Source organism: Candidatus Pantoea communis (assembly GCF_011752685.1).
In the GTDB taxonomy this organism is placed as follows: domain Bacteria; phylum Pseudomonadota; class Gammaproteobacteria; order Enterobacterales; family Enterobacteriaceae; genus Pantoea; species Pantoea communis.
Genome location: NZ_VWXC01000001.1, coordinates 98,018 through 112,300, shown reverse-complemented (window position 1 = coordinate 112,300; position 14,283 = coordinate 98,018). Strand labels below are relative to the sequence as shown.

10 protein-coding genes are annotated in these 14,283 nt (G+C 55.4%); 2 read left to right on the top strand and 8 right to left on the bottom strand.

Translation table 11 applies throughout. The features are described from left to right. Nucleotides 1-13 precede the first annotated feature (13 nt). The 8 genes from tssK to F3J37_RS00455 form a co-directional block, all read right to left on the bottom strand. Nucleotides 14-1,357, bottom strand: a complete 1,344-nt coding sequence (tssK, locus tag F3J37_RS00490) for a type VI secretion system baseplate subunit TssK (RefSeq protein WP_166931159.1) — start codon at nucleotides 1,355-1,357, stop codon at nucleotides 14-16. A gap of 19 nt (nucleotides 1,358-1,376) precedes the next feature. Next, the gene (tssJ, locus tag F3J37_RS00485; protein WP_166931156.1) at nucleotides 1,377-1,868 is read right to left on the bottom strand and encodes a type VI secretion system lipoprotein TssJ; all 492 of its coding nucleotides are present in this window, start codon (nucleotides 1,866-1,868) and stop codon (nucleotides 1,377-1,379) included. Continuing rightward, nucleotides 1,868-2,371, bottom strand: a complete 504-nt coding sequence (locus F3J37_RS00480; protein WP_370662119.1) for an SH3 domain-containing protein — start codon at nucleotides 2,369-2,371, stop codon at nucleotides 1,868-1,870. The genes tssJ and F3J37_RS00480 overlap by 1 nt, the downstream gene beginning before the upstream one ends. Before the next feature lie 137 nt (nucleotides 2,372-2,508). Next, the gene (locus F3J37_RS00475; RefSeq protein ID WP_034823609.1) at nucleotides 2,509-2,889 is read right to left on the bottom strand and encodes a DUF4150 domain-containing protein; all 381 of its coding nucleotides are present in this window, start codon (nucleotides 2,887-2,889) and stop codon (nucleotides 2,509-2,511) included. An 11-nt stretch (nucleotides 2,890-2,900) separates the two neighbouring features. Continuing rightward, nucleotides 2,901-3,509: a DUF3540 domain-containing protein gene (locus F3J37_RS00470; protein ID WP_034823608.1), complete on the bottom strand. Its 609-nt coding sequence runs from the start codon at nucleotides 3,507-3,509 to the stop codon at nucleotides 2,901-2,903. Beyond that, entirely contained in the window at nucleotides 3,496-4,581 is a 1,086-nt protein-coding gene (locus F3J37_RS00465) for a pentapeptide repeat-containing protein (protein WP_166931153.1), read from the bottom strand. Before F3J37_RS00465 ends, F3J37_RS00470 begins: the two co-directional genes overlap by 14 nt. Nucleotides 4,582-4,583: 2 nt before the next feature. Then, nucleotides 4,584-6,878 (bottom strand): DUF2169 family type VI secretion system accessory protein, encoded by a 2,295-nt coding sequence (locus F3J37_RS00460; protein ID WP_166931150.1) that lies wholly within the window; start codon nucleotides 6,876-6,878, stop codon nucleotides 4,584-4,586. A gap of 50 nt (nucleotides 6,879-6,928) precedes the next feature. Beyond that, nucleotides 6,929-9,175, bottom strand: coding sequence for a type VI secretion system Vgr family protein (locus tag F3J37_RS00455; protein WP_166931147.1), 2,247 nt, complete (start codon nucleotides 9,173-9,175; stop codon nucleotides 6,929-6,931). A 796-nt stretch (nucleotides 9,176-9,971) separates the two neighbouring features. On the opposite strand from F3J37_RS00455, the gene F3J37_RS00450 reads away from it, so the two are divergent. Next, entirely contained in the window at nucleotides 9,972-11,120 is a 1,149-nt protein-coding gene (locus F3J37_RS00450; RefSeq protein ID WP_166931144.1) for an efflux RND transporter periplasmic adaptor subunit, read from the top strand. Nucleotide 11,121: 1 nt separating this feature from the next. Next, nucleotides 11,122-14,283 (top strand): efflux RND transporter permease subunit, encoded by a 3,162-nt coding sequence (locus F3J37_RS00445; protein ID WP_166931141.1) that lies wholly within the window; start codon nucleotides 11,122-11,124, stop codon nucleotides 14,281-14,283.

Below are 14,283 nucleotides of genomic sequence, written 5' to 3'. Positions count from 1 at the left end.
CTTCTCTCCGTGCTTAGCTGCGTGCGTGGCGCAATGCCCAAAGTTGCAGGTCGAGGCCGGGAAACTCACCGGCCAGATGCAGGGCAAAGGCTTCCGCTTTCGCCATCTGTTGCCAAAGCTCGCCACTGCGCTCCAGTTCGAAGTAGACATAACCGGAGTGCCACGGAATCTGGCGCGGTGCGGCTGGCATCACTCGCAAGCCAATACCGGGAAGCTGAAGTTGCACCAGGTCACGGATGCGCGTCACAGGGGCAATTTTCATCTGTGCCGGGAAGTGGGTGATCAACATTTCGCCCGGTAAATCGGCGCGCACCGCCAGCACAAAACCGTAATCGCGGATCAGACTGACGTCGGAAACGGTGGCGACATAGAGTCCGTGCGAGCGTTCGGTGAGCGTGAGCTGGAGTGCGTTTTCTTCCATCACCAGTGACAAACTTTGGCGCAGCTGAATCATCAGGCGGCTGAAGCTGAGGTAGAGATTATCGTGGTCATACACCGGCAGCTGTTCGCTGGGGCGGCGTGATGGCGACCAGCTGGCGAGTTCGGTGGCAAACTGCAGCCATTCACTGAACAGGCGTTCCGGATGCAACTGCGGCAAACGGCGGCTGTGCGCCACCTGACCGATGTAGCGGTTGATGAGCGTCAGCAGCATGAAATCGATCATCTCGGTGTTGCCACCGCGTCCCGCCTGTTGCAAACGCTCACCCATCTGCTCGCTGCGCTGCTGCAGCAGACCGTGCATATCGTTAAGAAAGGCATTAATGGCCGGGGAAACGTGACCATTGAGCAGCGGTGGGATGTAGTCGCTGTCGAGGATCAAAGCGCGATCGTTGCCGCTGCTTTTGACGCGTGCCACGCCGATGGCGGTCCATTCCGCATTTAAATCAGCAGCAGGCATCAGACACAGGCGCAAGCGGCCAAACTGCATCGGCGCACGGCCCACTGAAGAGGCGTTGAGGTCGTCGACTTCGCGATCCTGGCTCAGGTAGCGTGCCAGGGAATCACTGGCATCGCTGAAGATGACTTCGGTTTGTCCCTGACGCTGCTCCGGGAGTGCCAGCACCACATCGATCGGCTCCTGAATCTCGCTGAAGGCCAGCGGTGGCGGGGCGTTATCCGCGCCAGTGATGGAAAACGGCGTGCCATCAGGTAACAGGCCACTGGCCTCGGCAATCGCCAGTTTGCCCTGACGCAGCAGCGCCTGATCGATGCTGAGGGTCATAAAACCCCAGTGCCACGGGCACTGCAATTTGCCCCAGCTGCGGCTGTACGCCTCTAACCAGCGTTCCGACTGTTGAAAATGGTGAGGACGCAAAAACATCCCTTCACTCCAAATCACCTTGTCTGCGGTGTGCATAGCGCCTTCCTGAGTTCGTTTATTCGTCATGAGCGGTGAGATGCAGCCCGGCTGCGGTGGCGTTGATACGGCCATGCAGCGCGTCGGGCGAGAACTGCCAGAACTTGTAGAAATTGGTTTCAGTGGGGGCGGGCAGCGGCACGACCACGCGCCAGGCCTTGCCGTTGATATTGGCGTATTCAGCCATCACGCCGAGATAGTGCGCCTCCAGCGACGGATTGCCGTTCAGCACCTGTTGCGGCTGCTGCGTGGTGAGGAAACGCTGCTGGGTATCCAGCAAATCACCGCCCAGCACCGCAGAGGCGTTGTTTTGCAGCGAATAGAAGTCAGCTGACTGGAAATTGGCATCGGAGCGCAGCACGAACACCCGGACTTTCAGCGGCGCGCCCGCATTGGCGCTAGCGTCGCTGTTGAGCGTCAACTGCCAGTTTGCTGGCACCTGACGTGACGATGACATGCAGCCCGAGAGCAACAGCAGCAGTCCGAACAATCCTGCGATGCGCGCGCTCATTACTGAATAATCCAGGTTGATGAGCTGCCTTTGCGGCAGGCTTTGTCACCTTCGCCGACGCCAATACACTGCTGCTGAGCCCGACGTGGACGCGCGGCCTGGGCTTTCACCGTGGCGCTGTAGCGATCGGCCGTCACGGCTGCGCGATAAGGGATATAGCCGCTGAGCTGGCCATTATCTTGTGTCGAAACGGCCAGCCAGCTGTTCTCCACTTCGCCCAGAACTTGCAGCGTGGCACCGGCTTCCAGCGTCTCCATACGCAGTCCACTGAAGTCGGGACGGTTCATGAGTGATGCCGGATAAAGGGTGCGATAAGCGGCGTTGACCGGTGTGAACTGCTGTGGGGGTTGGATGATGTGCATATGCACCAGCGGCACCGCGTTGACGGTGCTGGTTTCAAGGGTGTCCGCCGTCACAATGGGAGGCGGCGCTTTGCAGCCGGCCGTGATGGCGGTGGCAAAAAGGGCAGCGAGAAAGGGCAGTTTGCTGTGCAGTATTGTCATTTTTATCAACGTCCTGTGTAAAAACATCAGTCTTCAAAAGGGGTAGCAGTGGTCGCGGCGTGCGGTGACGCTATGCGCCGTAAGCAGCACTGTTTGTTGATCGCGCGTTTTTTCGGGCTGTTTCGTCATGTGCATGGCTATGTCGCCAGCAATGCCACCGTGGTTTGACTCGGGGTGATGCGTACGCCGGGCGCGTTGGCAACGTTCTGTTGCGTCACACTGCCCATGCGGGTAGCGGGCATGCCATTGATCAGCAGCGAATTACAGCCGGTCAGATGGCGCGAGAGGCCCATAAAAGTTTCTGAAACCACACCGCCCAGCACGCCCGCTTCATCGCCCTGGGTGATTGGCGTGATCGTGGAGAGGTTATGCGCCGGCATCCCGGTAAACAGTACGGTGCTGGCGGTCGGCACTGCGGTATTGCCGAGCGCCAGGTTGACGAAAGTGACCGGGGCCGGGGTTTTACACACATCGGCGACGGCCTGATCGGTGCCACCACACTGACAATTTGCAAACATGCTGTTTCCTCTTAACCCATGTGAATCTGTTTACCGTCGACACGCGTTAGCGATTCGCTGCTGATCAGCGTGGTGGGCGCATGCAGACGGGTAAGCTGGCTGGTTTTGATGTCGAGTTGTCCGGCGCGCACCTGCTCGGTATGGGTGGTGCGGCGCAGCAGGTGATGGCTGATTTGGCTCAGGCTCTCCCACAGGCTTTCGCAACGTTTACCGAACACGCGACTGAGCGTGACCCAGGCGGAAACCTTTTCGCCGCGGTAGCTCATCTCAGTGACCTGGCAGTCGCCATGCTCCGCTTCCAGCTGAAACTGCGGACTGCGCAGGCTTAAGGATTGGCTGCTGCTTAGGGTCAATTTGCCCTCACAGTGCAGCTCAGCGGTCTGTTCTGGCTGGGCGCGCACCAATACGGCTAACAACCACAGTTGTTCCCCGGCCCGGCTCACCAGCACGCGGTCATCGACTTGCGGCGACAGCAGGCAACTGGCGGCACGTTGGCAGTGCCAGCGACGCCCGTCGATCAGCACCTGCACGCCATAATCGGTGTCAAGCGCCAGCACCTGTCCCTCCGCCTGTAGCGGTAAATCCAGCGGGATCGCAACGGTTTTTTCAGCGTGATTCATGGTGGTCCTCGTGCGGTGTTAAGCGCGTGTGCGGTCGCCAGTTTTCAGCGGCATACAGCGCTTCGTCCTGTTCGATAATGCCGTTACGGCTGGAAAAGTGACTTTGCTGCTGGCTGGCACGATGCAGACGCGTGTGAGTAAAGTGCGCATCACGGAAATCGGCATGATCCAGCGTGGCGTAAGAGAGGTCGGCGTATTGCAACTGGCTGTGCTGAAAATTGGCGCGTGGCGCGTGGGCCTGCTGCAGCACCGCACGTGATAGCTGGCTATGGCTGAAATCGGCCTCATCCAGCAGTGTCTGCATCAAGATTGCCTGATTGAAATTTGCCTCCGAGCAACGCGCTTCACGCAAATCGCTGCCGGTGAATAACGCCTGGCTGGCCTGGGTCTGACGCAGATCAGCCGCCCGCAGAGACACCTGGCTGAAATTGCATTGTGTGAGTTCAGCACCGAAGAAACTGGCTTCTTCCAGCTTGCTGGCAGTGAACTGGCTGCGCGCAAAACGTTGCCGACGATAATCGCCACCGCGCAAATCGCATTGGTAGAAAGTACACAGGGCGAAGCCAGCGCTGTGCAGATCGCTACGTCGCAGGTCAAGACTCATTAGCGTGCATTGCTCCAGGCTGGCATGGCGCAGCAGCCACTGGTGCACGGGTAATTCGATAAAACCGCTTTGATACAGCGACGCGAGCAGAAAACTGCTGTCGCTGAGGTCGCCTTTATTGAACTGGCTGTTGATATGAATACTTTCGCTGAAGTCGCTCTCCATTAACTGACACTGATTGAACAGGCAGTCGGTCAGCGTGCAGCCGCTAAACTGCGTGGCAACCATGCGGCACTGGCTGAACAGAGTGCCGCGCAGCTGCGCGTCATCAAACTGCGCGCCAGAGAGTGCGCATTCACTGAACTGGGTTTCGTGCAGATTGCAGCCACGAAAATCAGCGCCCATCAGGTCGACGGCGATGAAACTGCCGCCAGAGAGGTCCATACCGGCAAAGTTGCGTTGTTCAGGGGCAACGGCATGAATGATGTTGCCCGACTTGATCGTTTGCTGAATCTCAGTTGGCGTCATGGCTATACCTGCTGTTCGCGGCGACGCGGCAGCGTTTTCATGCTGTCGGTCAGCGCATCGTTGAAGCGCGTGTGCGTATCAGTGAGGGTTTGCGATAAATCGGCGCGGAACAGGTTGCAGTCGCTGAAGTCACAGCCTGCAAGCTGGCTCTTCTGCAGGTCAGCCCCCAGTAACAGGCTGCCGTTAAAGCGCGCCTGACGCAGATCGCTACGCACAAAGCGGCTTAATCGGGTGCGTAACAATCGCAGGCTGGCATGGCGGCAATCGGCACCGCTCAGATCGCTGTTGTCCAGCGAAGCTTGATCAAAGTTTGCCGCCTGAAGATCGATGTCACGCAGATTGCACTCCAGCAGCGTCGTGCGGCGAAAGCGCGCATGCGGCAATTGGCTGTTAGCGGTAAACAGGCAGCGGGTCAGTCTGGCGTCGTCAAAGCAGAGATCCTGTGACTGGCAGGTCACCAGCGACAGCCCTTGCGCCGTGACATGGTTAAATTGCACGGCACGCAACGCACAGCGAATCAGGTTGCACTGGCTGAACTGCGCGTGGCTGAAATCGAGCGCTTCAAGGGTTAAATCCAGCAGATCGCAGCGATCCAGCAGGGCATGCTGCAGGTTGCAGTGCTTGATGGTTGCCTGTTGCACAAACAGCTGGCGCAGCAGGGCGCGTTCAAAGCAGCAGTGCTCAATTTCAGTCTCTTCCAGCTCGACGCTGGCGAGACTGCTGTCGCTGAAATCACTGTGCCAGCATTGCGCCTGCGCCAGATTGGCGCCGTCGAGTAAGCAGTGCGTCAGGCTACTGTGATGCAGTTCGCTCCGCACCAGTACCGCGCCGCGTAGATCGGCACCGTCCAGCTGGCAATGGCTAAGGTCGGCGTTTTCCAGCAGGGCATTTTCGAGATCCATGCCGCGCAAATCTAAGCCAGAGAGGTCGGCGCCGGTGAGATCCCAGCCGCGCGCATCTTTATCGCGGGCCATACAGGCCATCAGCGACTGACGCTGTGCCTCTGACTCGCTGAGCGTCAGGCGGATAGCGGATTTTTGCTGCTGTGCGGTCAGGCGATAACTGTCGAGCAAAGCCTGCTCGCTGCGCGCAATATTGCTCGCACGGGGCCCAAGCAGATGGCGGTTGGCATGCAGCTCATCCCGCTGTTGGCGATACTGCGTGGCACCATCGGGCATCGGCAGCGTTGTCGCATCGCTGCGCTGCGACTCCTGCTGATAGCGCGCCATCATCTGCTCATACTGCTGCTCACTTTCAGCTTCCTGACGCGCCAGTTGCGCCGCTATATCCGCTTCCACCTTGAAATCGCTGAGCGCACTCGCCGCTACCGGCTGATCAAACTGCTGGCGCTGCTGCTGTTCATAGCGATTAAGGTTATGCACCAGGGGGCCGGGATCGCGATTGATCGCTGGGGTACTGGTGTTGGCGAGGATCTCCCCATCAATCAAATCGCTTTCGCGGAGTGCATGCAGGGCGGCATCGGCATCGGTGGTGCGCAGCTGCTGGATATGGCGATAGTGCTCATCTCCACGCGGTGCTTCATCCCGCTCCAGCGCCACCATCAGTGACTGCACATCAAACGCATCATCTTCGTTAATGGCGCAACGGCCATGCCAAATCACTATCAGCTCGTTGCAATGCGGCAGAAAGTGCAGGGTGGTGGCTCGCATCGCTAGTGTTTCAAATATCAACGCATCCTGACGCTGGCGGGTGACAAAGGCACGAGCCTGCCACAGCGGTAATTGTCCCTGTTGCAACGGCTGATCGGGATGCATGTTCTCAATGCGCCACGCCGCGCCGCGCGGCAGGCTATCGCGTTCCGACCACCACTGATCTGCCGGGGCCTGATTGAATACCCGCCAGTCGGTATCACGCGCAAATCCGGGGTAATCGTGCTGCTGCCACTGGTCATCGTAATTTTTGCCCATTAAGGCCTGACGCATCGGATGATCAATGGAAAGGGCGTGCAACGGTGCCACCTGACCCGAACCCACGGCCAGCTGTTTACGCAACTCAGCCACCTGAATCCCCACTTCACACTCAGGTTGGTCAGCGGCAGCATAGCCATAACCGCTGGCGAGGAATTCTGCGCACTGTTTGGGTATCGCCATATCCAGCACGCCATCGGGCGATTGCAGCACCTCGCTAACGCGCTGCCACAGCGTTTGCTCATCACGCAGTGCAGGCTGGGGTGCCATATCCAGCAGTGCGATCACCGCTACACCGAGATAATCCTGCTGCTGCCAGCGGTAGGGGCGTGAGAGCACGCTCAAGTGGTTTGGTTTAATCATGTTCATTGCTAAACATCCCGGTCAGAAATGAGCAAACGTGGTCATAAGTCATACCCTCAGCCTTCAGCATCGAAATAAACGCTGTCAGCATCGCTGTCGTTATCACCGTTGTTGTTTTCTCGTTCAGCCTGCTCACGCGTCTGCGGGTTATTCTTCTGCGTCACCTTCTCTTCGCGCTGTTTTTCCCAGTCGGTTTTCTTCTTGTCGTCGGCTTCTTGTTTGATGGTTTTACGTGCATCGCGCTCATCGGTGAGCTTTTTGATCTTTTCTTGCAGCGTATTGCCGAGGCCTTCACTCACCGCACCGCTCATGATCGACATCATGTTGGTGCGCAGGGTGTAAAACGGCACCTGCTCGAAGCGCTGCAAGTCGGCTTTGTACTCGACCTGGGTTTTGCTGCGTTTGATGTAGGTGTAATCCATGCTCAAGCCCTTCACCGCAAAATCGGTGGTGGTGGCCGCGACGTTGCTCACCGCATTCACCGTTCCGTTGACGCCATTGATGGTCAGGCCGATACCGGTGGTGGTGAAGTTCGCGCCGGTGACTGTGTAGTAGCTGCCACGCGAGGTGTGATAGGTGGTAGGTGCGCTGGTTGAAACCGTGTCATTGCTATGGATGGTGACTTTACCGGGCGCCCAGATTTTCAGTGCGCCGTCACCCTCTTTGGCGGCATAAATTTTGATGGCATTGTTTGCCGAGAGGTTGAGATCTTTTTGCGCATGAATATCCAGCGACTCCTCGCCGGACAAATCTTCGAACGAGATAAAGTTGCCATTGCTGGCATCGCTGTTGCCCACAGAGCGTGTCCAGAAACCGCTTTTCGACCATGACCAGGATGAGGCGGCTTCTGCCGTGATGGTGTCGCTGTCAGCGACATCGCTCTCGCTGCCGATGGTCAACAGGCTTTCGCCTACCGGCTGAGTTTGCAAGTTGTTAAACACCCGGCCAGTGATCACTGGCAGATGTGGATCGCCGTTGATAAAGTCCACCACCACTTCTTCGCCGACGCGCGGAATCTGATAATAACCTTGCTGGCTGCCCGCCCAGCCGCTGGCTACGCGTAACCAGCAGGAGTAAAGATCCTGCTCGTTATCCGGTTTAAACCACAGAAATTTCACCCGCACGCGGCCGTATTCGTCGGTGGCTACCGTACTGTTATCGCCTTTGCTGGCATCGGGAGCGTTAATGACCACGGCGGTTTGCGGCCCGCTGGTACGTGGCCAGCGGGTTGTGCGGGCAGGGCGCCAGTTAACCGTGGCTGGCACCACGCGGAACTGGAAGCAGTGACGTGTGAAGTCTTCGTCGTTACTGGCGTAGCTGTTCTCTACCAGCTGATAGTCCACGGCGGTAATTAAGAATGATTGGCCTTCATCACTGGCACGCGGAGCTTTAGTCAACGCGAAGGTATAACCGGGTGCCAGTCCAAAGGCATCACCCACGCCATCGGACTCCAGTTGGCGCGCCGCAAACTCCTGTTGACGCACCGTGACATAATTTTGCCCATCACCTTGCTGCGGGTAGTGTCCCGGCCATTCACGCTGGGTCGCCGTTTTCTCCGCATGCGACTGGCTGATTTGCCCATTTGCGGAAAGATCAGCATTACTTTCCAGATAATTGTAATCATCGTGCTGATAAAGACTGGGAGAAATGGCGGCAGTGGCTTGCCAGATATTGATGCTTTCATCATTCACATAGCCACCCGCAGCGGCCTGATGATATTCAATGCTGTCGTAGCCGGGAAAAGGCTTATGCACGGAGGGATCATCCACCAGAATCAGCGTTTGTTTATCCATCGCGTGTTCAAAATAAAAATAGATCCCTTCATGTTCCATCAACCGCTGAATGAAATCTAACGAGGTCTCCTGATACTGCACGCAGAATTCCCATTCGCGATAGGTGCCAGTCAGTCGGTCCTCAAAGATAATGCCTGCGTCATTCAGGACCATTTCGATGATCTGCTTCACCGTTTGTTTCTGCCAAATGCGAAAACCTCGGTTTTGAGTCAGATACCATATTTCAGGTCTGACCTCCGCACGATAGGTATAATATTCTTCGCGGTGTTTTTCATGTCCGAGAAAGGCCATCCGAGTGACAATACCGCTCAAATAGCGGGTAACGCCAGGGCGTGGATTCAGCGCTAACGTGATCGGTTTACCCAGCAGGTCTGGTAGAGAGATGCTGTTATCTTTGCAAAGAAATTCAATATCATATTGATAAATGCAGGACAGCGCTTCATGGCCCGTCATGCTCTTGAATAACAGTGATTCACCTAAAGGAGAATGCGCAACGACGACACGATCCATAATGACCCTTTCTTTTTATTTCGGCATAGCTACCGCACGGATCGCAAAATCTCTATTTTGCATCCTGAAATAAATTGGCAATAAAAATCTTGGGCGCAATTAATTCTGCCTAAGCAGAAGCGCCTTGTTATTTGTCGAATTTACAAATCTTTCGATGTTTTTATATTATTTGCTGGACTCTGTGAAGATAAGAAACTTCCTAAACGCTTTGTTAACGAAAACATAACGCATTAATTAAAATTGTCATCTTTAGTATGACAAATAGCGCAGGCCCTATATTTATTGGCTTGCGCGGTGGTCATTGAAAGCTGTATTTTTCATATGACTTTAATTTGAAGCGAAAAATAAATTTTTATTATGACGAAATAGACGTTTCGCTTAGGGATCAATGGCAGGGAATATAGCGGCGGGTGATGATATTAATTTGGGAAGATGTCAGCAGTGACTTTACCAGTGGGTTATTTATTGAGAATTGCCTTTCCAAAAGTCACGATGAAATTAGCATAGATTATTTGATCGACATAAGGCAAATATCATCAGAAAAATATCAATAACACAGTAATTTCCGTTAATATATGTTGTTGTTTTGTAACATGACAATCTTTCATTCTTTGATTCAATTTTGTTCATGTTTCCAAATGATACCTGTATGGGTTTCCCCTCTCACTATGCTCCCTCTGCACCACCGCACATTAAGCTTAGCGACAATCGCTCTCTTTTCATTTTCCTGACAGTCGATCTCAGGATGATTTGTTAGACTGCGTGCTGAGAATGAACGTTCACTACAGGGTAATTCATGAAGAATTTTCAGCGCAGTGTGATCGCCGGGCTGGTGATGTTAGTCGCCGCCTGCGATCAAAACAGCAGTCAACAAGCCGCCACTCCGACCACCGAAGTGGGTGTTAAAACCTTGCAAAGCGAGTCAGTGGCGCTGGACAGCCAGCTCGCGGGCCGCGTGACGGGCAGTATGACCTCAGAAGTGCGCCCCCAGGTTGAAGGGATTATTTTGAAGCGGCTGTTTACCGAAGGGGATGAAGTGAAAGCCGGTCAGGTGCTATATCAAATCGATCCGGCCAGCTATCAGGCCAGTTACGATCAGGCTTTGGCACAATTAAAGAATGCTCAGGCATTGGTGAAAAGCAGCAAACTCAAAGCGGAGCGCTATGCAGCACTGGTAAAAGAAAACGGTGTGTCGCGTCAGGATGCAGATGACGCGTTAGCCACTTACCAGCAAAATGTCGCATCTGTGGATCAGTATCGTGCTGCGGTTGAAAGTGCACGCATCAATCTTAATTATACGCAGATCAAAGCCCCAATCAGTGGACGCATTGGCATTTCCTCCGTGACGCCAGGTGCGCTGGTGACTGCCAGCCAGACCACCGCGCTGGCGACCATTCGCGCACTCGATCCTATTTATGTCGATCTCACCCAATCCAGCGTTCAGCTGCTCAAACTGAAACGTCAGCAGGCTTCCTTGCAGCAGAGCACGGATGCGGTGCCGGTGACGGTGAAACTCGAAGATGGCAGTGCTTATGACCATCCGGGCAAGCTGGAACTGACGGAAGTGTCGGTAGATGAAGCGACGGGCACCGTGACGCTGCGCGCGATTTTCCCTAACCCGCAACATGAGCTGTTGCCGGGCATGTATGTGCGCGCCAATGTGACCAACGGCGTTAAAACCGATGCGATCCTCGCGCCGCAGCAGGGTATTACGCGTGACGCCAAAGGCAATGCCACCGCGCTGGTGGTGGATAAAGAGAATAAAGTCGAGAGCCGTGAAGTGGTGGCCGATCGGGTGATCGGCAATAAGTGGCTGATTACCTCTGGTCTCAACAGCGGCGACAAACTGATTGTTGAAGGTACCGGTAAAGTGCAGGCGGGCATGAGCGTTAAAGCCGTAGAAGTGACGCCAAACGATAAAGCCGCGACCAGCGAGGGCAACTGATATGTTGGCTCAGTTCTTTATTCGTCGGCCGGTGTTTGCCTGGGTTATCGCCATCTGCATCATGATGTTCGGTTTACTCAGTATTAACAGCCTGCCCGTGGCGCAATATCCCGATGTGGCGCCGCCACAGATCAGCATTCAGGCCACCTACACCGGAGCCTCGGCGGAAACGCTGGAGAGCAGTGTCACCCAGGTGATTGAGCAGCAGTTGACCGGGTTGGATGGTTTACTCTATTTCAACTCCACCAGCACCGCATCGACCGGTCAGGTAAAAATCAATGTGACCTTCCAGCAAGGCACTGACCCGGATATCGCTCAGGTTCAGGTACAAAATAAGGTTCAGCAGGCAGAAAGCCGTTTGCCTACCGCCGTGACCACACAGGGTGTCACCGTGGAAAAAGCGCAGAGCGACTTCCTGCTGATCCTTGCGGTGTACGATAAAACCAATAAAAGCAGCTCTTCCGATGTGGCTGACTATATGGTCAGTAATATGGAAGATACGCTGGCGCGTGTCAGCGGCGTCGGGAGCGTGCAGGTATTTGGTGCCGAATACGCGATGCGTATCTGGTTAGATCCGAGCAAACTCGCCTCCTATTCGCTGATGCCGTCGGATGTCACCACCGCGCTGGAGAGCCAAAATACCCAGGTCTCTTCCGGTCAGTTGGGCGCGCAGCCTGCCAGTAAAGAGCAGCAACTGGTGGCAACGGTGCGTTCGCGTTCACGTCTGCAAACGCCAGAACAGTTCCGTAATATTGTGCTGAAAAGCCAGTCTGACGGTTCCGTGGTGCGCCTGAGTGATGTGGCGCGCGTCGAGATGGGTGATGAGGATTACAGTGCCAACGTGCTGGCGAATGGCCATCCCGCTTCGGGTATCGCGGTTCAGCTGGCGTCGGGTGCCAATGCGCTTTCCACCGCCGAACAGGTGAAATCCACCATCAATGAGTTCCGCAGCAGTATGCCTGCGGGCTATGAGATCGCTTATCCGCTCGACAGTACCGACTTTGTAAAAATCTCGATTGAAGAAGTGGTGAAAACGCTGATCGAAGCGGTGATTCTGGTGGTCATCGTGATGTTCGTGTTCCTGCAGAACATTCGTACCACACTGATCCCGGCGATTGCCGTGCCGGTCGTGTTACTGGGCACCTTTGGCGTGCTGTCGCTGTTTGGTTATTCGATTAACACCTTAACCATGTTCGGCATGGTGCTCGCCATCGGCTTGCTGGTCGATGATGCGATTGTCGTCGTGGAAAACGTTGAGCGTGTGATGCGCGAAGAGGGATTACCACCGCGACAGGCCACCGAAAAATCGATGAAAGAGATTACGGGGGCGCTGGTCGGTATTGCCCTGGTGCTGTCGGCGGTGTTCCTGCCGATGACCTTCTTCAGTGGCTCAACTGGCGTCATTTATCGCCAGTTCTCCATTACCATTGTGTCGTCGATGGTGCTGTCGGTGATCGTCGCGCTGACGCTGACGCCGGCACTCTGTGCCACCTTGCTGAAACCACATAACCATGAAAGCGGCACCAAAGGCTTCTTTGGCTGGTTTAACCGTAGCTACGAAAAAGTACAGGGGCGCTATCAAAACGGCGTCGGCCATGTGGTGCACAGTTCAGTACGTTATCTGCTGCTGTACGGCGTATTGTTGATCGGATGTGCGGTGCTGTATCTGCGCCTGCCGACCGGCTTCCTGCCGACCGAAGATCAGGGCTATATCATGGTGCAGTATCAGCTGGCACCGGGTGCCACGGAAAACCGCACCAGTGAAGTCCGTCAGCAGGTTCAGCAGTATTTCGCGACCAAAGAGAAAGATAACGTTAACGTCAGCATGCTGGTGAACGGCTTCAGCTTTGCGGGCAGCGGACAGAACGCCGGTATTGGTTTTATCTCGCTGAAAAACTGGAGTGAGCGTAAAGGCACAGAGAACAGCGCCGATGCGATAGCAGGACGCGCCATGGCTGCGCTGTCCAGTATTCGTGATGCACAGATTTTCGTGTTGTCACCGCCTTCTGTCTCGGGACTGGGCCAGTCCAACGGCTTTACCTTTGAACTGCAAGCGCGCGGCGCAACCGATCGTGACCAACTGCTGAAGATGCGTAACCAGCTGATCGCTGAAGCCAATCAGGATCCGGTGTTGAGCGCGGTGCGTGCCAACTCGTTACCCGATTTGCCTCAGCTGGATGTGAGTATTGATGATGCAAAAGCGCAGTCACTGGGCCTGACCATCAGTGACATCAACACCACCTTGAGTGCAGCGATTGGCGGCAGTTACGTCAACGACTTCACCGATCGTGGTCGCGTGAAGAAGGTTTACATGCAGGGCGATCAGCAGTTCCGCAGTAAGCCTGAAGATATCGATCAATGGTACGTGCGCGGAACGGATAGCAGCAGCAACACCACCATGGTGCCGTTCTCGTCGTTCGCCTCCTCAAAATGGGCTTACGGTCCAGATGTGCTGTCACGTTATAACGGCCTGGCTTCCTATGAGATTGAAGGATCGTCAGCATCGGGCAAGAGTTCGGGCGATGCCATCACCGCTATGGAAAAACTGGCGGCCAAACTGCCAACCGGTACCACCTATGCATGGAGCGGCCTCTCTTATCAGGAAAAACTCTCCGGCAACCAGGCGATGTCGTTGTATGGCATCTCCCTGATTGTGGTGTTCCTGTGTCTGGCCGCGCTGTATGAAAGTTGGTCAGTGCCGTTCTCGGTGATGATGGTGGTGCCGTTGGGCGTCATCGGTTCCTTGCTGGCCATTACGCTACGCGGTCTGGAAAACGACGTCTATTTCCAGGTCGCGCTATTGACCATCATTGGACTCTCGGCCAAGAACGCGATTTTGATCGTGGAATTCGCTGAGGAGAACTATCGCAAGGGTGAGAACCTGGTGAAAGCCGCGGTGCATGCCGCCACTATGCGTTTGCGTCCGATCATCATGACTTCGCTGGCGTTTACCGCTGGGGTACTGCCATTGGCGATTTCCACCGGTGCGGGGGCGAACAGCCGTATCGCTATCGGCACCGGCATTATCGGCGGCACCCTGACCGCGACCTTGCTGGCCATCTTCTTTGTACCGCTGTTCTTTGTTCTGGTCCGTCGCGTTTTCCCGGCGATTCCGCATGACGATGCACAGTCAACCGAATCTGCTGTGAAGGCGGAGGAGTAA

What these genes read in the sequence shown, in the direction of transcription:
- tssK (WP_166931159.1), bottom strand. Translation starts at nt 1,357, where the DNA reads ATGCACACCGCAGACAAGGTGATTTGGAGTGAAGGGATGTTTTTGCGT.
- tssJ (WP_166931156.1), bottom strand. Translation starts at nt 1,868, where the DNA reads ATGAGCGCGCGCATCGCAGGATTGTTCGGACTGCTGCTGTTGCTCTCG.
- F3J37_RS00480 (WP_370662119.1), bottom strand. Translation starts at nt 2,371, where the DNA reads ATGACAATACTGCACAGCAAACTGCCCTTTCTCGCTGCCCTTTTTGCC.
- F3J37_RS00475 (WP_034823609.1), bottom strand. Translation starts at nt 2,889, where the DNA reads ATGTTTGCAAATTGTCAGTGTGGTGGCACCGATCAGGCCGTCGCCGAT.
- F3J37_RS00470 (WP_034823608.1), bottom strand. Translation starts at nt 3,509, where the DNA reads ATGAATCACGCTGAAAAAACCGTTGCGATCCCGCTGGATTTACCGCTA.
- F3J37_RS00465 (WP_166931153.1), bottom strand. Translation starts at nt 4,581, where the DNA reads ATGACGCCAACTGAGATTCAGCAAACGATCAAGTCGGGCAACATCATT.
- F3J37_RS00460 (WP_166931150.1), bottom strand. Translation starts at nt 6,878, where the DNA reads ATGAACATGATTAAACCAAACCACTTGAGCGTGCTCTCACGCCCCTAC.
- F3J37_RS00455 (WP_166931147.1), bottom strand. Translation starts at nt 9,175, where the DNA reads ATGGATCGTGTCGTCGTTGCGCATTCTCCTTTAGGTGAATCACTGTTA.
- F3J37_RS00450 (WP_166931144.1), top strand. Translation starts at nt 9,972, where the DNA reads ATGAAGAATTTTCAGCGCAGTGTGATCGCCGGGCTGGTGATGTTAGTC.
- F3J37_RS00445 (WP_166931141.1), top strand. Translation starts at nt 11,122, where the DNA reads ATGTTGGCTCAGTTCTTTATTCGTCGGCCGGTGTTTGCCTGGGTTATC.